This is a genomic window from Franconibacter pulveris (assembly GCF_056780215.1).
The window spans coordinates 1,082,848-1,102,108 of the sequence record NZ_CM165555.1 but is presented as its reverse complement, the minus strand read 5'-3'; the positions used below and the strand labels follow the sequence as shown (position 1 = coordinate 1,102,108).

At 58.9% G+C, this 19,261-nt stretch carries 18 protein-coding genes; 5 read left to right on the top strand and 13 right to left on the bottom strand.

The genetic code is table 11. The features are described 5' to 3' along the window. Positions 1 to 3: 3 nt before the first annotated feature. From brnQ to phoB, 3 genes are all read right to left on the bottom strand, one after another. Positions 4 to 1,323, bottom strand: a complete 1,320-nt coding sequence (brnQ, locus tag ACU4F7_RS05250) for a branched-chain amino acid transporter carrier protein BrnQ (RefSeq protein ID WP_024559371.1) — start codon at positions 1,321 to 1,323, stop codon at positions 4 to 6. Between the two features lie 407 nt (positions 1,324 to 1,730). Beyond that, the gene (gene phoR, locus ACU4F7_RS05245) at positions 1,731 to 3,035 is read right to left on the bottom strand and encodes a phosphate regulon sensor histidine kinase PhoR (protein WP_481638183.1); all 1,305 of its coding nucleotides are present in this window, start codon (positions 3,033 to 3,035) and stop codon (positions 1,731 to 1,733) included. A gap of 21 nt (positions 3,036 to 3,056) precedes the next feature. Next, positions 3,057 to 3,746, bottom strand: coding sequence for a phosphate response regulator transcription factor PhoB (gene phoB / locus ACU4F7_RS05240; RefSeq protein WP_024553010.1), 690 nt, complete (start codon positions 3,744 to 3,746; stop codon positions 3,057 to 3,059). A gap of 198 nt (positions 3,747 to 3,944) precedes the next feature. Here phoB and sbcD point away from each other — a divergent pair, with 198 nt between their 5' ends. Together sbcD and sbcC are read left to right on the top strand one after the other, a co-directional pair. Continuing rightward, entirely contained in the window at positions 3,945 to 5,159 is a 1,215-nt protein-coding gene (gene sbcD, locus ACU4F7_RS05235) for an exonuclease subunit SbcD (protein ID WP_029592060.1), read from the top strand. Continuing rightward, a complete protein-coding gene (gene sbcC, locus ACU4F7_RS05230; RefSeq protein ID WP_481638182.1) occupies positions 5,156 to 8,308 on the top strand; it encodes an exonuclease subunit SbcC in 3,153 nt (1,050 codons plus the stop codon). Before sbcD ends, sbcC begins: the two co-directional genes overlap by 4 nt. Positions 8,309 to 8,335: 27 nt before the next feature. Here the strand turns inward: sbcC and mak are convergent, their stop codons facing one another. Beyond that, entirely contained in the window at positions 8,336 to 9,247 is a 912-nt protein-coding gene (gene mak, locus ACU4F7_RS05225) for a fructokinase (RefSeq protein WP_035888234.1), read from the bottom strand. A 126-nt stretch (positions 9,248 to 9,373) separates the two neighbouring features. On the opposite strand from mak, the gene rdgC reads away from it, so the two are divergent. Next, positions 9,374 to 10,285, top strand: a complete 912-nt coding sequence (gene rdgC / locus ACU4F7_RS05220; protein ID WP_035888395.1) for a recombination-associated protein RdgC — start codon at positions 9,374 to 9,376, stop codon at positions 10,283 to 10,285. A gap of 65 nt (positions 10,286 to 10,350) precedes the next feature. On the opposite strand, the gene ppnP is transcribed toward rdgC, so the two are convergent. From ppnP to aroL, 4 genes are all read right to left on the bottom strand, one after another. Beyond that, entirely contained in the window at positions 10,351 to 10,635 is a 285-nt protein-coding gene (ppnP, locus tag ACU4F7_RS05215) for a pyrimidine/purine nucleoside phosphorylase (protein ID WP_024555692.1), read from the bottom strand. An 80-nt stretch (positions 10,636 to 10,715) separates the two neighbouring features. Then, a complete protein-coding gene (locus tag ACU4F7_RS05210) occupies positions 10,716 to 11,393 on the bottom strand; it encodes an AroM family protein (protein ID WP_029592057.1) in 678 nt (225 codons plus the stop codon). 276 nt (positions 11,394 to 11,669) lie between these two features. Then, positions 11,670 to 11,861: a YaiA family protein gene (locus ACU4F7_RS05205; protein WP_024555690.1), complete on the bottom strand. Its 192-nt coding sequence runs from the start codon at positions 11,859 to 11,861 to the stop codon at positions 11,670 to 11,672. Positions 11,862 to 11,912: 51 nt separating this feature from the next. Next, positions 11,913 to 12,437, bottom strand: a complete 525-nt coding sequence (gene aroL / locus ACU4F7_RS05200) for a shikimate kinase AroL (protein WP_029592056.1) — start codon at positions 12,435 to 12,437, stop codon at positions 11,913 to 11,915. 351 nt (positions 12,438 to 12,788) lie between these two features. Here aroL and ACU4F7_RS05195 point away from each other — a divergent pair, with 351 nt between their 5' ends. Further along, complete coding sequence (locus ACU4F7_RS05195; protein WP_029592055.1) at positions 12,789 to 13,562, top strand: DUF2076 domain-containing protein; 774 nt, start codon at positions 12,789 to 12,791, stop codon at positions 13,560 to 13,562. Between the two features lie 3 nt (positions 13,563 to 13,565). On the opposite strand, the gene ACU4F7_RS05190 is transcribed toward ACU4F7_RS05195, so the two are convergent. From ACU4F7_RS05190 to ACU4F7_RS05180, 3 genes are read right to left on the bottom strand one after another with little or no spacing between them, the layout of a single operon-like run. Further along, the gene (locus tag ACU4F7_RS05190) at positions 13,566 to 14,015 is read right to left on the bottom strand and encodes a YaiI/YqxD family protein (protein ID WP_024560709.1); all 450 of its coding nucleotides are present in this window, start codon (positions 14,013 to 14,015) and stop codon (positions 13,566 to 13,568) included. Continuing rightward, positions 14,015 to 14,470, bottom strand: a complete 456-nt coding sequence (locus tag ACU4F7_RS05185; protein WP_024555686.1) for a DUF421 domain-containing protein — start codon at positions 14,468 to 14,470, stop codon at positions 14,015 to 14,017. Before ACU4F7_RS05185 ends, ACU4F7_RS05190 begins: the two co-directional genes overlap by 1 nt. Positions 14,471 to 14,479: 9 nt before the next feature. Then, entirely contained in the window at positions 14,480 to 14,992 is a 513-nt protein-coding gene (locus ACU4F7_RS05180) for a hypothetical protein (protein WP_029592054.1), read from the bottom strand. Between the two features lie 112 nt (positions 14,993 to 15,104). Here ACU4F7_RS05180 and proC point away from each other — a divergent pair, with 112 nt between their 5' ends. Further along, positions 15,105 to 15,914 (top strand): pyrroline-5-carboxylate reductase, encoded by an 810-nt coding sequence (gene proC, locus ACU4F7_RS05175; protein ID WP_029592053.1) that lies wholly within the window; start codon positions 15,105 to 15,107, stop codon positions 15,912 to 15,914. A gap of 27 nt (positions 15,915 to 15,941) precedes the next feature. Here proC and ACU4F7_RS05170 read toward each other — a convergent pair whose 3' ends face one another. Both ACU4F7_RS05170 and ACU4F7_RS05165 read right to left on the bottom strand, forming a co-directional pair. Beyond that, positions 15,942 to 17,360: a sugar porter family MFS transporter gene (locus ACU4F7_RS05170; RefSeq protein WP_029592052.1), complete on the bottom strand. Its 1,419-nt coding sequence runs from the start codon at positions 17,358 to 17,360 to the stop codon at positions 15,942 to 15,944. A 364-nt stretch (positions 17,361 to 17,724) separates the two neighbouring features. Next, positions 17,725 to 19,260 (bottom strand): FAD-dependent oxidoreductase, encoded by a 1,536-nt coding sequence (locus tag ACU4F7_RS05165; protein ID WP_481638181.1) that lies wholly within the window; start codon positions 19,258 to 19,260, stop codon positions 17,725 to 17,727. Between the last annotated feature and the right edge of the window lies 1 nt (position 19,261).

The window sequence follows — 19,261 nt, the reverse complement described above, 5'->3', positions numbered from 1 at the left end:
GATTTAGTGGGCGGCGGAGGTGACCTGCCGTCCGGCTGCGCGGTCCCAGACTGCCGTGATGATAACCATCGCGACGGTCGGCAGCAGCCACGCCAGATTCTGGTCGCCCAGCGGCAGGTGTGCGGTCCAGCCGGGGAGTATACCGCTCAACGCCGACGCTTTCACGCCATCAATTAAACCAAACAGCAGGCTGATGAGCATCGCCGGGGCGATAACGCGAGCGGAGCGGTGCCACCACGGACGGGTGAAGCTCAGCACCACCAGCACGATGCATGGCGGATAAATGGCGGTCAGCACCGGAATGGAGATCTGAATCAAATGGCTCAGGCCCAGGTTCGATACCACCATGGAGAAGCCGCCCAGAATAAAGACCAGCGTGCGGTAAGAGAGCGGCAGATACTGGGCGAAGAACTCGGCGCAAGCGCAGGTCAGACCCACCGCTGTCACCATGCAGGCGATGAAAATCAGCGCCGCCAGCAGGAAGCTGCCCGCCCCGCCGAAGGTGTGCTGAACATAAGCGTGCAGGATAGCCGCGCCGTTAGCAGACTGTTCCACCAGCGCAGAGCTGTCGGAGCCCAGACGGAACAGCGCCAGGTAGAGCAGCGTCAGGCCGATGCCCGCCATCAGGCCCGCCCAGATGGTGTAACGCGTCAGCAGACGAGACTCGTTAACGCCGCGGGAGCGAGCGGCATTGACGATAACAATGCCGAACACCATCGCGCCCAGCGTATCCATGGTCAGATAGCCGTTCACAAAGCCGTTGGAGAACGCCGCTTTCTGATAAGCGTCGGTCGCCACGCTGATATCGCCCGCCGGCCAGATAATCGCGGCCACGGCCAGCACAATCAGCGCCACAATTTTAAGCGGCGCGAGGAAGTTGCCGACGGTATCCAGCAGCTTGCCCGGGTAGAGCGACACCAGGATGACCAGCGCGAAGTAGATAAGGCTGTAGATGAACAGCGGCAGCGCGCCGTCACCGGTCAGCGGGGCGATGCCCACTTCAAAAGAGACGGTGGCGGTGCGCGGCGTGGCGAACAGCGGGCCGACGGCCAGATAGGCGACGGTGGCGAGCAGAATGCCCGCGCCGCGGCCAATCGGGGTGCTGAGGCTGTCGATGCCGCCGCCTACGCGGGCGAGCGCCACCACGGTCAGCACCGGCAGGCCCACTGCGGTAATCAAAAAGCCCAGCGCGGCGGTCCAGACGTGTTCACCCGCCTGCAACCCCACCATGGGAGGGAAAATGATATTGCCCGCGCCAACGAATAACGCAAAGGTCATAAAGCCCAGAGCGATAATGTCGCGCGTTGTTAACTTGTGGGTCATAAGATTTACTGCCTGTGGATGTGGTGTTGAAATCGTTGAAATTATTACGTTCGCCGCATGACGAAACGCGGCCATTTCAGACAAAAGACAGCGGGATATGCTTCCCGATTGCGTTGGCGAAGAATTGTTTTTCGATTAACCACGCAAATTCAGTCGGTCTGCCAACGGCAGGGGCGCAATTTAAACGCTTATAACGTTTGAAGGCAATACGGGATCGCAAAACCAGACCATTATTCTGCATGAGTCATTACACGCAGTGGGAAACGCTAAGATATAAAAATAGCACCACCTTTTCGTGCGAACAAAAAATAATCAACAGAGTAAATGCGGTATAAGAAAACGTAATGGAAGGAAAAAAGGCCAGTCAGGCTGGCCTTTGGCAAGCGGCGTTTACAGTACGAAGGAAATTACTCAGCGAGCGCTTTCTCTTTGGCAATCAGCCTTTCGGGCAACAGAAAGGAAAAACGGGCGCCTTTGCCGGGCGCGCTGTCGATTTCAAGCCGCGCGTCGTGGTGGCTGATGGCGTGCTTGACTATCGCAAGCCCAAGACCGCTGCCGCCTGTCTGGCGCGACCGAGCCTTATCAACGCGGTAGAAACGCTCCGTCAGACGCGGAATATGCTCCGCCGCGATGCCCGGCCCGTCATCCTCCACGCTAAACAGCGCGCCGTGCGGCGCACGCTGCCAGCGCACGGTAATATGCGTGCCTTCCGGCGTATGGTTCACGGCGTTATAGACCAGGTTCGACATCGCGCTGCGCAGTTGTTCTTCATTGCCCAGCACCTTAAGCGTGGCGTCAACATCGAAAGTCAGCGCATGCCGCTGCTGGCTGAGGGTTGCCGCCTCGCGCTCCACCACGCGCAGCATCATCGGCACGTCGATTTTTTCATTCAACTGCAGCGTGGGCGACGCTTCAATTTTTGACAGCGTCAGCAGCTGTTTCACCAGCCCTTCCATACGGGACGTTTGCTCGCGCATGGTATGCAGCGCTTTGTCCCGCAGCGGCCCTTCCAGCGTCTGCTCCTGCATCATCTCCAGGTAGCCCTGCAATACCGTCAACGGCGTGCGCAATTCATGGCTGACGTTAGCGAAGAAGTTACGCCGCGCGCCTTCGAGCTGGTGCATCTGCGTCACGTCGCGTGCCACCATCAGCCACTGCTGTTCGCTGTAGGGCATCACGCGAAACTCAAGATGGCGACCGTTGTTCAGCACCAGGTTAAGCGGACGAGTGAAGTTTTTTTCGCGCAGGTAGCGGGTGAACTCCGGGTAGCGCAGCAGGTTGAGGATATTCTGGCCGTTGTCGTCCGGCCAGCGCAGGTTAAGGAGCTGCTGCGCCAGGCCGTTGCACCAGAAGATAGTGCCCTCTTCAGTGGTCAGGATCACCGCATCGGGCAGCGACTCGGCGCCGCTGCGAAAGCGCTTGATAAGATTGCCCAGCTCCCGGCGGCGCTTTTTATTGCGCAACTGCATCTGGTGCAGCCCGTACAGCAGCGGCTCCCAACTTCCTCTTCCCGGCGGCGGCGTCATGCTGCGATCGACCCATAACCACCAGGAGAGGCGCAGCAGGTTCCAGTAATGCCAGATAAGCAGCCCGGTCACCGCCGCCAGTAAAAACCAGGCCACATGGCCGAAAAACGCCCCGAGGATCAGCGCCGGGAGACAACACAACACCAGCTCCAGAGCCAGCCTTTTCCATGACAGCCGTTCGAGCACGGTCACACTCCAGGTTATGAGTTAAAAACGGGTTGAGAAACGATACCCCGTACCGCGCACCGTCTGCACCATTCTGTCATGCCCGCTGTGCTCCAGCGCCTTGCGCAGGCGGCGGATATGCACATCCACCGTACGATCTTCGACATACACATTGGTACCCCAGACATGATTCAGCAGCTGCTCGCGGCTGTAAACACGCTCCGGGTGCGTCATAAAGAAGTGTAATAGCTTAAATTCGGTCGGCCCCATGTCCAGCGGATTTTCGCCGGTCATGACGCGGTGAGAGGTCGGGTCCAGGCTCAGGCCCTGCATCTCGATAACCTCTTCCACCGCCATAGGCGAGATGCGGCGCATAACGGCTTTGATGCGCGCCACCAGCTCTTTTGGCGAGAACGGCTTGGTGATGTAGTCGTCCGCGCCGGTCTCCAGCCCGCGTACGCGGTCCTCTTCTTCACCGCGCGCGGTCAGCATCATCACCGGGATATCGCGGGTCATCGCTTCGCGCTTGAGGTGCTTGATAAACTGAATGCCCGAACCGCCGGGCAGCATCCAGTCGAGCAGGACCAGATCGGGCCAGGGCTCGTTGAGCTGGTTTACCGCACTGTCATAATCTTCAGCTTCAACGGGCTGGAAGCCGTTTTGCTCGAGCACAAAACAGACCATTTCACGAATCGGTGCTTCATCTTCTACGACCAGAATACGTCTCGCCATAATTAGCCCTGTAATATAAAGTCAACATTATCCAATGCGGCGCCATTATGCGTCAGATTTATGACAGATTTATGAAAAGATGACCGTCTGATGACTCCCTCTGCGGCATTTATGACACCCGTCCGGCAAGCCGTTCAGGACACCAGCCCGCCTGCTTGTTTATAATCACCCTCTCGCTTTTTCGCCACAGGGAAATCTATGCGCATCCTCCACACTTCCGACTGGCATCTTGGTCAGAATTTTTATACCAAAAGCCGCGCCGCCGAGCATCAGGCCTTTCTCGACTGGCTGCTGGAGGCCGCGGTGGAACATCAGGCAGACGCCATCATCGTGGCGGGGGATATTTTCGACACCGGCTCGCCGCCAAGCTACGCGCGCGAGCTTTATAACCGCTTCGTGGTGAAGCTGCAGGCCACGCAGTGTCAGCTGATTGTGCTGGCGGGAAACCATGACTCGGTGGCGACGTTAAATGAATCCCGCGAGTTGCTCGCCTGCCTTAACACCCGCGTGATCGCCAGCGCCCAGCAGGATCCGGCAAGCCAGGCGATTGTCCTCAACCGTCGCGACGGCGCGCCCGGCGCGGTGCTCTGCCCTATTCCGTTTCTGCGCCCGCGCGATATCCTGCGCAGCCGCGGCGGCCAGTCCGGCAGTGAAAAACAGCAGCAGCTGCTGGAGGCTATCACGCAGCATTACGAACAGTGCTACAACGCCGCCTGCGCCCTGCGCGGCGAACAAGCGCTGCCCATCATCGCCACCGGCCACCTCACCACGGTGGGCGTGACCAAAAGCGACGCGGTGCGCGATATCTACATCGGCACGCTGGACGCTTTTCCCGCTCACCTCTTCCCGGCGGCGGATTACATCGCGCTCGGCCACATTCACCGCGCCCAGAAAGTGGCGGCAAGCGACCATATTCGCTACAGCGGCTCGCCCATCGCCCTGAGCTTTGATGAAACAGGTAAAGAAAAAAGCGTCTTTCTGGTGGAGTTCGCGGAGGGCAAGCTGCGTGACGTGACCGCGCTGCCGGTGCCGGTAAGCCAGCCGCTCGCGGTGGTAAAAGGCACGCTCGAGGAGATTGCCCAGGCGCTGACCCAGTGGCGCGACGCGCCCGCCGGGCCGAAAGTGTGGCTTGATATTGAAATCGCTACCGAACAGTTCCTGCACGACATGCAGCGCCAGATAACCCAGCTCACCGAAGACCTGCCGGTGGAAGTGGTGCTGCTGCGCCGCAGCCGCGAGCTGCGCGAGAAAAACCTCGGCACGCTGCAAACCGAAACGCTGAGCGAGCTGGGCGTTGAGGAAGTTTTCGAGCGCCGTTTGCAGCAGGAACAGCTGGAAGAAGAGGAGGCGCGACGGCTGCGCACCCTCTTCGCGCAAACGCTGGAAAGTCTGCATCAGGAGGAAGAGGCGTGAAAATTCTCAGCCTGCGGTTAAAAAACCTCAACTCGCTTAAGGGCGAATGGAAAATCGACTTTACCGCCGAACCCTTCGCCAGCAACGGCCTGTTCGCCATCACCGGCCCGACCGGCGCGGGGAAAACCACGCTGCTCGACGCCATTTGCCTTGCGCTTTATCACCAGACGCCGCGCCTGAACACTATCTCGCAGACGCAAAACGACCTGATGACCCGCGATACCGCCGAGTGCCTGGCGGAGGTGGAGTTTGAAGTAAAAGGGGTGGCCTACCGCGCTTTCTGGAGCCAGTACCGCGCCCGCAACCAGCCGGACGGCAAGCTTCAGGCGCCGCGCGTGGAGCTGGCGCGCTGCGATTCGGGCAAAATCCTCGCCGACAAAGTTAAAGACAAGCTCGATCGCATCGCCGCCCTGACTGGCCTCGACTATGACCGTTTCACCCGCTCGATGATGCTCTCCCAGGGGCAGTTCGCCGCCTTTCTGAATGCCGACGCCAAAGACCGCGCCGAACTGCTGGAAGAGCTGACCGGCACCGAGATTTACGGTCAGGTTTCCGCCCGCGTGTTTGAACAGCATAAGCTCGCAAAAGCGGAGCTGGAAAAACGGGAAGCGCAAGCCCAGGGAGTGAAATTGCTGAGCGATGAAGAGCAGCAGCAGCTGCGCTCAGGTTTGCAGGCGCTTACTAATGAAGAAAATGCGCTACTGTCGCGCCAGCAGCAGACGCAGCGCCAGTACGAATGGCTCACGCACGCCGCGAAGCTTGAGCAGGCGCAGGCGGCGGCCCGCAGCGGTGTGGAAAACGCCGCGCGCGCGTTACAGGCCGCCGCGCCGGATCTTGCAAAGCTTGAAGCCGCTTTGCCCGCGGAAAAACTGCGGCCTTACTGGCAACGCTTGCAGGAACAGGAAGCGGCGCACGCCGAAACCCAACGGCAGTACGAAGAAGTAAGCGTTCGCTTACAAACTGCCCGAACCCGACGTCAGCAAATCCGTCAGGTGGCCGCCGACGAGCTTGCGCGCTGCGATGACGGGCTGCGCCAGCTTGCCGCATGGCTTACTGAACATGAACGCTTTCGCCAGTGGAGCAGCGAGCTGGCGGGCTGGCGGGCCGCCTTCAGCCAGCAAAAGCGCGACCAGCAGCAGGCGCAAACGCTGCGCGAAAGCCTCTCGGCGATTGAGCAAAAACGCGCGGCGCTGGCTCCGGTCAGCCTGACGTTATCCCCCGATGAGATTGCCGAACAGCTCGCCGCCAGCACCCGCCTGCGCGCCACGCGGGAAAAACTCTCCGTCCTGCACGCCCAGTTCGCCCCGCTGGCGCAGCGCAAAGCCCGCCAGGCGCAAAGGCAGGCCGCGCTTGAGCAGGAGCTACAACAGCTGGAAGCGCAGCTTGCCGATAAGCGCCAGCGCTACAAAGCCAAACAGGAAGAGGTGGCGCAGGCGAAAAAAGTCTGCGAGCTGGAGAGCGCCATCGCAAGCCTTGTGGAAGAGCGCAACCGCCTGCAGCCCGGCAGCCCCTGCCCGCTCTGCGGCGCGACGGAACACCCGGCCGTGGAGCACTACCAGGCGCTGAAGCCCGATCTCAATAAACAGCGGCTGGCGGTGCTTGAGCAGGAAAAAGATGAGTTGGTTAAAGAAGGCGCCACCCTTCGCGGCCAGCAAGAGAGCCAGTTGAAGCAAAAGCAGCAACTGGAAAGCGAAGCGGCAAGCATTGCACAAGAGGAGCAAGCGCTCACATCGCAGTGGCATGCTCTTTGCGCGGCGCTGGAGATAGCCTTCCTGCCGCAGGACGATATCACCCCCTGGCTGGAGGAACAGGCGCAGCATGAACAGCAGCTTCATCGCCTCCAGCAGCATCAGTTGCTGGAAAACCAGCGTCAGCAAACGCAGCAGCAGCTCACGCAGCTTGAAGCCGCCTGCCAGGCGCAGCAGGAAAGCCTGCATCGACAGCTCAGCGAGCTGGCGCTAACGCCGCCGCAGCCGGGCGACGAGGCGCGCTGGTTCAGCGAACGCGAAGCGGAAGCGAAGACCTGGCAGCAGCAGCAGGAGCAGCAGACGCAGCTGCGCGAAAAACGCGCGCACTATGAAACGCTGCTGGCCGCCCTGCCGCAGGAGCAGGAGGCGCCGCCGCTGCCGGATTCGCAGCGGCAGGCGGCGCTTAGCGAAGGCCAGCAGAGCCACACGCTTTGCCTTTCGCTTGAGGCGCGTAGCCAGGCGCTGCATCAACAGATGCGCCAGGAGCAGGCGCGCTGTCAGCAGGCCCGTGTTGATTTTGAGACGGCGCTGGCGGCCAGCCCCTTCAGCGAACAGGCCGCCTTTTCCGCCGCCCTGCTGGACGAGGCGACGCTTCGCGAGCTGGAAGGGGTGAAAGCGCGGCTGGAGCGGCAACTGCATCAACAACAAACCCTGCTGGAGCAAGCGCAGGCCCAGCTGGCGCAGCACCTTACGCAACGCCCGGCAGAATTAAGCGAGCAAGAAAGCAGCGAAGCATTGCAGCAGGCGCTGGCCTCAGTCGCCGGCATGCTTCGCGACAACGCCAGCCGCCAGGGCGAACTCCGCCAGCAGCTGCGCCAGGATGAGCATAACCGCACGCAGTTGCAGACGCTGATGCAGGAGATTGCACAGGCGACGCGCACGCTGGCGGAGTGGGGACATCTCAATTTGCTGATTGGCTCGCAAAAAGGGGACAAATTCCGCAAGTTTGCTCAGGGGCTGACGCTCGATAACCTGGTCTGGCTCGCCAACAACCAGCTCACGCGCCTGCACGGACGCTATTTGCTCAAGCGCAAGCTTAGCGAGGAGCTGGAGCTGGAGGTGATCGATACCTGGCAGGCCGACGCGGTGCGCGACACCCGCACGCTTTCCGGCGGCGAAAGCTTCCTCGTGAGCCTCGCGCTGGCGCTGGCGCTCTCGGATCTGGTGAGCCATAAAACGCGCATCGATTCGCTGTTCCTTGACGAAGGGTTCGGCACGCTGGACGCCGAAACGCTCGATACCGCGCTGGACGCCCTCGACGCGCTGAACGCCAGCGGCAAAACCATTGGCGTGATAAGCCACGTCGAGGCGATGAAAGAGCGCATCCCGGTGCAGATCAAAGTGAAAAAGGTGAACGGGCTGGGCTTCAGCCGGCTTGCGCGCGAGTTTTCGGTGGCGTAAAAAAGGGCGCGTTAAGCGCCCTCGCTTTTACTCACCGAGCGGCCAGAGCCAGGCCGCGCCGCGCACGCCGCTGGAGTCGCCGTGCCGCGCCTTGCGGATGGGGGTTTCGCACTCGCCGCCAAACACCCACGGCTTGATTAGCTGCGGCACGGTTTTATAGAGTCGGTCGACGTTGCTCATGCCGCCGCCCAGCACAATGACGTCCGGGTCGAGAATATTCACGATATGCGCCAGCGACTTCGCCAGCCGCAGCTCGTAGCGGCTGAGCGCCAGCTCCGCCAGCGCGTCCTGCTCGCTTACCAGGCGAATGATTTCGTTGCCCTTTAACGCATGTCCGCTCAGGCGCTGATAGTCGGTCGCAAAGCCCGTGCCGGAGATAAAGGTTTCGATACACCCCTGTTTGCCGCAGTAGCACGGCACTTCCTCGCGATAGCGCAGCTCATCTTCGTCCATCCACGGCAGCGGATTGTGCCCCCATTCGCCCGCGTTGCCATTGCCGCCGATATGGCTGTGGGCATTGAGCGCGATGCCCGCCCCGCAGCCGGTGCCGATAATCACCGCGAAAACCGTCTGCGCGCCCGCCGCCGCGCCATCCACCGCTTCGGAAACGGCGAGGCAGTTGGCGTCGTTCGCCAGACGGACTTCACGCCCCAGCCGGGCGCTGAGATCTTTATCGAAAGGCTGGCCGTTCAGCCAGGTGGAGTTGGCGTTTTTCACCACGCCGGTATAAGGCGAAATCGTGCCGGGGATCCCTACGCCGACCGTGCCGCGCTCGCCGGTCGCCTCTTCCGCCAGACGCACCAGTTCGGCGATGGTTTCAATGGTCTGTCGATAGTCGTCGCGCGGCGTCGGCAGGCGGTGGCGAAAACGCTGTTCGCCCTGGTCGCTGAGCGCGATAACTTCAGTTTTGGTACCGCCTAAGTCAATCCCAATACGCACGTGTTGCTCCTTATATCTGATGAATTATCAAGAGAGTAGAAGGCGCGCCCCGGAAAGGCAATGAAACGGAACCCCCGATTCGCTATCATGCCCGCTGCGTTTAATAAGCAGGCCGTGGAAAAGATTATGCTGTGGTTCAAAAATGTAATGGTATACCGTTTAAACCGCGACGTTTCCCTTCGCGCGGATGAGATGGAGAAACAGTTAGCGCCCCTTTCCTTTACCCCTTGCGGTAGCCAGGATATGGCGAAAACCGGCTGGGTGTCGCCCATGGGCTCGCACAGTGATGCATTAACCCACGCCGCCAACGGGCAGATTGTGATTTGCGCCCGCAAAGAAGAAAAAATGTTGCCCGCGCCGGTTATCAAGCAGGCGCTGGAAGCGAAAATCGCAAAGCTTGAGGCAGACCAGGGCCGCAAGCTGAAAAAAACCGAGAAAGACTCGCTGAAAGACGAAGTGCTGCATTCGCTGCTGCCGCGCGCCTTCAGCCGCTTCAGCCAGACCATGATGTGGATAGATACCGTCAACGGACTCATTATGGTGGACTGCGCCAGCGCCAAAAAAGCGGAAGATACGCTGGCGCTGCTGCGCAAAAGTCTGGGTTCGCTGCCGGTGGTGCCGCTGACGCTTGAGACGCCCATCGAACTGACGCTGACCGAGTGGGTGCGCAGCGGTAGCGCGGCGCAGGGCTTCCAGCTGCTGGATGAGGCCGAGCTGAAAGCGATTCTTGAAGGCGGCGGCGTGATCCGCTGCAAACAGCAGGAGCTGGTAAGCGACGAGATTGCGGTGCATATCGAAACGGGCAAAGTGGTCACCAAACTGGCGCTCGACTGGCAGCAGCGCATCCAGTTTGTGCTGGCCGACGACGGTTCAATCAAGCGGCTGAAATTCGCCGATGAGCTGCGCGACCAGAACGAAGATATTGACCGGGAAGATGTCGCGGCGCGTTTTGACGCCGACTTCACGTTAATGACCGGCGAACTGGCGGCGCTTATCCAGAACCTGGTGGAAGGTTTGGGCGGCGAAGCGCAGCGCTAATCCTCGTTTTGCGCCACAAAGAAAAAAGCACCGTTAAACGGTGCTTTTTTTACAGGGTTCGGTTATCAAAGGTAGCGGCACAGGTAAGTGGTGGTATCCGCAACCTGCAGGTGAAATTCGCTGTGGCCCGGCACGTTAAACAGCTGGCCCGCTTCGTAGGTTTTCCATTCCGTTTCGCCCGGCAGCAGAACATGCAGCGCGCCGCTTATCACCGTCATCTCTTCCGGCTGCGCGGTGCCGAAGGTGTATTCACCCGGCTCCATCACGCCTACGCTGGCGCGGCCCGTGCTACTGCTGGTAAAACCGATGGATTTCACTTTACCGGAGAAGTACTCATTACTCTGAAGCATGGCCTGGCCCTTTTAAAAATGGTTGGAAAAACAATATAGAGGGCAAGCCGTCGGCCTGTCACGCAAATTGTTAACGCCTCTCAGACCAGCAATTCCGCCGCCAGTCGGGCCACCAGCACATTTGACAGCAGTACTGGCACATCAAGCGCTTTTTGCAGCAGATCGCGGTGTTTTTGATAGAAACCGAGGCAGTCGAGCACCAGCACGTCGGCGCCGCGGCCAATCAGTTCGCGTCCGGCGTTTACCAACTCTTCATCGGTGCCGAATACCGGATTCGCCAGCGCGTAGAACGGCGCTTTCTCCAGCGTCTGCCACTTTTGCGCCTGCACGTTCAACAACTCCGGCACCGGAATGACGACCCCCACCTGATGCCCGTCGACAATAGAAGCCACCAGCGGCGGGATAATACGCTCCGGCTCCAGCAGCATGGAATTGCGCGCTTTGAGGTAGTTGAAGCGGTAGGTGCTCATCAGCAAAATAACGTCGTAGCCCTGGTTATCCAGCACCTCGACCAGGCCCTGCAGCGCCTTCTCCACTTTATTACGAGAAACTTCCGCCGCGCGGTTATCGTTAAGCAGCGTCAGCATGACCTCATCGCCCGGGTCAGGCGAGTAATCCTCCATCACCTCTTCGCGGGTAATCTTCCCAAGCAGGCTGATGTGAGTTATCTGGTCTTCAGAAATGTGTTCGGTTAATAGCGGCAGAACTGCACTTACCGGCACCACACCGACAGTAAGTATTGCCAAGGTTGCACTCATTCTTATTCCGCCTTTCTTAACTCCAGTTTGCTGCGACAGTTTGCTGCGACGCAGGCTACCTGACCTGGCAGGATTTATAGGTGAGATCAAAAAGCGTAGCAGTTTTCCTCTTATGCGCTTCCCGGCTTTTGGCTGCATTCGCCACGAGGCATAACTTAATAGTAACGGATTATTAACGAAGCGAATGGATTAATGGTGTGATAATTCACTGCGGGGACGATTTTTCAGAATCAGGGACAGGGTTGCTAATGCAACCCACTTCCCTTGTCATGGCGGTCAGGTTTTATCCGGGTCTTCATAGCGGCGCTGCGCATCCAGCGCTTCCTGCTCGGTCGGATGTTCGCTGATAAGCGTATTCGGCTCCGGATGATCCGCGCGCAGTTGATACCAGGTGACGGTTTTGTCTGTACCGCCCTTTTCAACGGTAACAATGCGCGATTCGCGGGGGTAAGGGGGTCTTGTCGGCATAATGCTTCCTTTTTATGGTGGAGAAGCAGTAAGTATAGACAATCCCGCAGGTTAGCTTGCCTGAGCCAGACGCAATGCCGCGAGGATGGCCGCGACAACCTGCTCCGGCGCCCGGGCTGCGTTAATCACATGATGAGCGGCCTGACGGTAAAGCGGCTCACGGTCGGCGAGCACTTCGCTTATCTCTTGCGAAACCGGTTTGCCGGTGAGCGTAGGACGCTGCCCCTCTTCCGGAAACGCTTCCAGGCGACGCGCCAGCTCTTGCGGCTCCACCTGGAGATAGATAACCGCGCCTTTTTCGCGCATAAACTGGCGGTTTTCCGCCGCGAGGACCATTCCGCCGCCGGTCGCGACGAGCGTAGAGGGCGCGGTGACGGTTTTAAGCGCCTGCGTTTCACGCGCGCGAAATCCGGGCCACCCTTCGCTTTCTACAATTTCCGCGACTGTCATGCGCGTGCTTTCCAGCAGCCAGTGATCGGTATCGACAAAGGCGTACCCCAGGGCTTTCGCCAGAGCTTTCCCAATGGTGGTTTTGCCGCAACCGCGGGCGCCGACCAGGAAAATGGGTTGGGTCATGGATGGATTATCCTCAGTCGCTGTTGCCAGCGCAGATTAAGCGTAAAGAGTATGACGGGTGCGTCATCATATCATTAAACTAGTACGCAAGACAGGCGTAAAATAAAAGTTACAGCTATGTTTCAAGTGGCTGAATTTACAATTCAATTTCATTTGAAAGCTGGCGTTAGCTGTAAAGCTTATCTGGCACATTCGAGAGCGCCCACCTTACTTGAAAAAGATGGCCGGGCACAAGCCCTGCGGGCAAGCCTTCGGTAACACATTTCTTAATAGCTTTACGAATCAGGCTGTTTACAACCGCCAAATTTTCTCCAGACTTAGATTTATGACTCAATGACAGAGGTGTAAATCATGCAATCGGAAGAACAACGTCTGATTGATGGACTTTTTTCCAGACTGAAAACCACTGAGGCCAACAGCGCGCCGCGCGACGCGCAAGCCCAGCAGCTGATTGAACAACACCTGCGCGAGCAGCCCGCGGCGGGCTACTACATGGCGCAGACGATCCTTATTCAGGAAGCGGCGATTAAAGAACTCAACAGCCGCATTCAGGGGCTGGAAGCGCAGGTCGCGCAGCTGCAGCACGCCGCGAAACAGCAGCAGAGTAGCGGCGGCTTCCTGGCGGGCCTCTTTGGTGGCGGTTCCCGCGCAAGCGAACCACAACCGCAGGCGCAGACGAGTCGCAGCGCAGACCCTATCCCTGGCGCGCAAAACTACCAGGGCGCCGCGCCGGGCAGCTATAACAATGCCCCTGCGCAGGGTTACGCCCAGCAAAACTACAGCGCGCCGCGCGGCGGCGGCTTTATGGCAGGCGCGCTGCAAACGGCGGCAGGCGTGGCGGGCGGCGTGGTGCTTGGCAATATGCTTACCAGCATGTTCAGCCATCATCAGCCGCAAGAGATTGTGAATATTATCAATGAACCGGCGCAACCGGCTGACAACAGCGCGGTTAACGCGGTGGAGGATTACAACCAGGCCGATGACAGCCAGCTCCTGAACCAGGACGCCGGGCTGCAGCAGGACGACACCAACGACTATTACGCCAATGAAGATGTTAATAATGACTTCAGCGGCGATGATTTTGGCGGTGACGACTTCGGCGGCGACGACGACAACTGGGTTTAAGCCTTAACCTTTTTTGCCGCTGAGCCATTTATCGAGCTCGGCGGCAAAACGCTGCCGGTCGCGCTGGCTCAGGCTGTCAGGCCCGCCGGTCTGAATGCCGCTTGAGCGCAGCGTATCCATAAAATCGCGCATCGTGAGGCGTTCTTTAATGGTCGCTTCGCTATAAAGCTCGCCGCGCGGATTCAGCGCCGCCGCGCCTTTCGCCAGCACTTCCGCCGCCAGCGGGATATCCGCGGTAATCACCAGATCGCCCCGCTCGCACAGCCGCACAATTTCGTTATCCGCCACGTCGAAGCCCGCCGGCACGCGCATAGCGCGTATAAACCGCGATGGCGGCACCCGGATATTCTGGTTCGCCACCAGCGTGACGGGGGTTTGCGTGCGCTCAGCTGCGCGGAACAGCACCTCTTTAATAACATTCGGACACGCGTCGGCATCCACCCAGACTGGCATTACGACTCCTGTTTTTCGGCGGGAATAACGGCAATTTTGCCGTTTTTCTCAAGAATGGCGAATTTTATCTGATCCAGCCGCTCAATGCCCTGGCTAGTGCGCGCCGAGCTTAAAATATCCTCTTCGGAAATCCCCGAGCGCCGCATTCGCTTCTCCAGCAGCTTGCCGTTTTCCACCAGTATCAGCGGCGAGCCGTCAATAATAAGATCGAGACGCGGGATCGTATTTTTCAGATAGCTAAAGAGAATATCGAGCACGATCAGGGTGATGATGGTAATCGCCGCGCCGGTCACAGAGAAGTCGTTGCCCAGCAGCGCCTGCTGCGTCGCCTCGCTGATAATCAGCAACAGCACGAAATCAAAAGAATTCATCTCCAGCAGCGTGCGCCGCCCGGCTATTTTCAACACAATCAGCAGCAGCACGTACATTCCCGCAGCGCGAAGTACGCTTTCCATCTTTCTCTCCTAGGGATAAACCCACTGTTTCAGCGTGACGGCGTCAGCGCCTTCAAGCGCAATCCGTGAGGTGAAAAGCCCTGCCGTTTGCGGCTGGGTCATCAGCCAGACGGCATGTTCGCCCGTTTTGGTGGCAGGAAAGGTCAGCAAAATTTCATGCGTCGAGGAGTGCGTGACCAGCGGCTGCGGTCGCAGCGTCTGGATAACAAACTTATCCATGAAGTCGCCGGCAAGCCGCACCGTTACCGGTTTATCAGGCTCGCCTCTAATACGCAGTGTGAAAGGCTCATCGCTCTCTGAGCGCAAAAAGCGCTGATATTCCACCGTAAGCGTCCCCTGCGCGTTCGCCTTTGACGTTTCGCTCAGCCAGCCGTCGGAGAAGCCGCCAAGCAAAGCGATAACCACAATGGTATAAAGCAGCCAGTTGCCGCCGCGCTGTAGCACCCACTCCACTCGCTGGGCGCGCATATCCTCCTGAATCGGATAGTGACGACTGCGGTATTCATCCGTTGTCTTATCCATATCAGCCTCCTGGTTTTTCATTTAAGCCTAGCCGAAGCCTTAACGAATCGCCCGAAAGCGCGTTAAGCTATACCCCTTCTGACTACTTACGCGACAGAAACGGAGTGAAGCTGTGGAAAAGAAAATAGGGTTTATCGGGTGCGGCAATATGGGCAAGGCTATCCTGGGCGGGCTGCTCGCCAGCGGCCAGGCGCGCGCGGACCAGATTTGGGTTTATACGCCGACGCCGGAAAATGTCGCTGAGCTTCAGGAGGCGTATGGCATCAACGGCGCCGGGAGCGCGCAGGAAGTGGCGCAAACCGCCGATATCGTTTTCAGCGCGGTGAAGCCGAACATTACCGTGAAAGTGTTAAGCGATATCGCTTCCAGCTTCAATAAAGAGTCGCTGGTGGTCTCTATCGCCGCGGGCGTTACGCTGGATCAGCTCGCCACGGCGTTGGGCCACGACCGAAAAATCATCCGCACGATGCCCAACACGCCGTCGCTGGTGCAGGCGGGCATGACCTCCATCACCCCCAACGCGCTGGCGACGGCGGACGATATCGACGCCGTGCTGGCTATTTTCAGAAGCTTCGGCGAAGCGGAAGTGGTGGCCGAATACCTGATTCATCCGGTTGTGGGCGTTAGCGGCTCCGCTCCGGCGTATGTCTTTATGTTTATCGAAGCGATGGCCGATGCCGCCGTGCTGGGCGGCATGCCGCGCGCTCAGGCTTATAAATTTGCCGCCCAGGCGGTGATGGGTTCGGCGAAAATGGTGCTGGAAACCGGCAAACACCCGGGCGAGCTGAAAGACATGGTCTGCTCCCCCGCCGGCACGACTATCGAGGCGGTGCGGGTGCTGGAGGAGCGCGGCATGCGTTCTGCCGTGATTGAAGCGATGCAGGCCTGCATGGCGAAGTCGGAAAAGCTCAGCAAAGGGTAAGAAAAAGGCCCCTTCAGGGGCCTTTTTTTATCGTCCGATGTCGCGAAGCTTTTTGCCCGCCATCAGGTTTTTCTCGATATGTTCCAGCGTGACGTTTTTGGTCTCCGGAATAAGCCAGAAGGTGACGCCGATAAAGGCGACATTCAACAGCGTGTAGATCCAGAAGGTGCCCGCCGCGCCGACGTTATCAATCAGCGTCAGGAAGGTCGCGCCGATAATCATGTTCGACACCCAGTTAGTGGTGGTTGAACAGGTGACGCCAAAGTCGCGGCATTTCAGCGGCTGGATTTCTGAGCACAGGATCCAGACCACCGGCGCGGCGCTCATGGCGTAACCGGCGATGCACATCATGGTCATACCGACGGAAAGCCAGGAGATGCCGCGCGAGACGTCGCCGCCATTGACCTGCATCAGGCAGTAGCCCAGCACCAGCGTGCCGATGGCCATGACGCTAAAGCCTATCTTCAGCGCCGGTTTGCGCCCGGCCTTATCCACGGTAAACACCGCGATAAACGTGGCGAGCATAAAGGTCAGCCCCACGACCACAGTGGCTATCATCTGCTGTTCAGTGCTGGCGAACCCGGCCATCTCAAAAATTTTCGGCGCGTAATACATGATGATGTTCATGCCGGTGAACTGCTGCATCGCCTGTAGCAGCATGCCGAGAAAGACGGCGCGGCGCACGTTGCGGTTGGCTTTGAATAATGCCCAACCTCCCTGCTTCACCTTCAGGCTCTCACGAATGTCGTTAAGCTCCTGGCGTGCTTTCTCGGACGTGTCGCGCAGCATGCGCAGCACCTCTTCCGCTTCGATATGCATCCCCTTCGCCGCCAGCCAGCGCGGGCTGTTGGGCAAGAAAATCACCATAATCAGCAGCGCGATGGCGGGCAGCGCCAGCACGCCGAGCATGGCTCGCCAGTTGCCGCTGTAGCTCAGCGCCGTGTCGGATAAAAAGGCGAGCAAGATCCCAAGCGTCACCATCAGCTGATAGAGACTTATCATCTTGCCGCGGACGTTCTCCGAGGCCATTTCAGAGAGGTAGAGCGGCGCGGTATAAGAGGCGATGCCCACCGCCACGCCGAGCACCACGCGGAAAATCAGCAACATCTCAAGCGAAGTGGCGAAAGCGGAGCCCAGCGAGCCGAGAATAAATAAGATTGCGCCCGCCAGCAGGCTATATTTTCGTCCCAGCCGCGAGGAGAGCCAGCCGTTAAAAAGCGCGCCAAGCGCGGCGCCCAACATCATGCTGCTCACCACCCACTCCTGCGCCCGGCTGCTCAGGGAAAAATGGTGAGTAATAAAAGGCAAAGCTCCGGAAATAACGCCGATATCAAGGCCGAACAATAACCCGGCGACGGCGGCGGAAACAGAAACAAAGAGGTTCATGCGGCGCACTTTACGCTCGTGCGCGGTTAATCCAGGCGTGACATCACTTACCGAGGACATCTTTACTTCTCCCGTTGAGAGGCACGTTGCCAACACGATAACGGTAGAAGAATCCTGCAAAGAGAGTCAGGCGTTAAAGCGGCGCAGATATGGATTAATCTGCTGCACACCTCCGTTTTGTGACGCAACCGTCAAAATAAAAGGGCGAGTGGCATCACCTTATCGCTCAATTAATCACCAAAAAGTGTGACTGATGCACAATTAGCCGTTCCGTTGCGTATTTTTGAGCGAACAAGCGGCATGGACGATTATGCAATGAGAAGGCGTTACGGAAAAGCCGCGGCGCGCCTGATATGTCCATAAAAAAACCGGGGCGCTAAATAAACGCCCCGGTGTTCTGGCTGCATAAAAAGCTTCGGGGCGATTACCCCTGCGCCGATAAAATAATCTCCTGCGCATCTTCCAGGGTTAATGGCTGCCGCATTCGCAGCAACAGCGCCGCCGTGCCGGTGTAATAACCGCAGCTGAATACGGCTTTCAGCACGCCAGCCTCGCCATAAAGAGCGATAAATTTTTTCTCTGCAAAGGAGCCGATAAATTTAAAATTATCCCAGTTCTTCGTGTGGCCGAGATATTCATAGCGGGTGCCGTAATGGGTGGTCCAGAAAAAAGGCACACGGTCGAACACCTCATTTTTGCCCAGCATATTGCGGGCGGCGATACGCCCCTGCTGCTGCGCCACGCGCCAGTGCTCAACGCGCCGCACGCCTTCCGGCGCCGGATAGCTGGCGATGTCGCCCACCGCCCAGATGTCGGCACTGGCTTCGAGCCGGTCATTGGTGCGCAGGCTACCGTCCTCTTCCTGCGCCAGCGTATGCGTAAAACCCGTAACCGGTTTGATGCCGGTGGCGAAAACGACCACTTCAGCCGCAACCTGGCGGCCATCTTTGAGCTTCACGCTGTGAACGTGCTCGTCGCCTTCCAGCGCCTGCAGCTCGCCAGTGACAAAACGCACGCCGTTTTGTTCGTGCAGCTGGCGAAATCCCCGCGCCACCTCTTCGCCAAACTGCTTCTCAAACGGCTGCGGATGGCGCGCGATTACCGTGACGTCGATATCCTGATTGCGCAACGCTGAGGCGAGTTCGAGGGCGATAAAGCTGTTGCCGATAATCACTAACCGCTGCTCGCTATTGACCTCCCTGAGCAAGCGTTCGGCCTGCCCGATGCTGCGCAGCACATGAACGCCCTTTAACTGGTTGCCGGGCAACGCAGGGCGCTGCGGCGCGCCGCCGGTCGCCAGCAACAGTTTGTCGAAAGCCAGGGTTTCTCCGCTGGCAAGACGCAGCTCACGAAGCGAAGGGTCAAGGGAGTCGACCTCTTCACGGATAACCTCCACGCCGGGCTGCTGCCAGAAATTTTCATCCAGCGGGTGCGGCACCTCGCTGATTTTCATTTTGCCGGAGGGGACGAATTTGCTGAGCGCGGTGCGGTCGTAGGGCGCTTCGCGCTCCCGGTCGATAAGAATTAACTTGCCGCTGAAGCCTTCGTCACGCAGCGTAATGGCCGCCGCGCTGCCCGCCGTCCCGACGCCGAGGATAACGAACGTTTGCGAGCCATCGCCGCGAATTTGCGGGCGTGAGGCGGGCGACATCGCCTTCGGGCTCACGTAGACCTTGCCCTCTTCCACGCGTACCGGATACTGACGCAGGCTGGAAAGCGCTAACGGCTCGCGCCATGCGCCGTTGCTGATGTCAAACACCGCTTTATGCCATGGGCAGACCAGATGCCCTTCGCAGACCGCCCCTTTTTCCAGCGGCGCGCCCGCATGCGGACATTTGCTCTGAAATGCGCGCACCGTCTCACCGGTGCGGATCAGCACCACCTCGCTTTCGCCCACTTCCGCTTTCTGCGGCTGGCTTTCCGGCAATTCATTCATGCTCGCCACATACTGATAATTCATC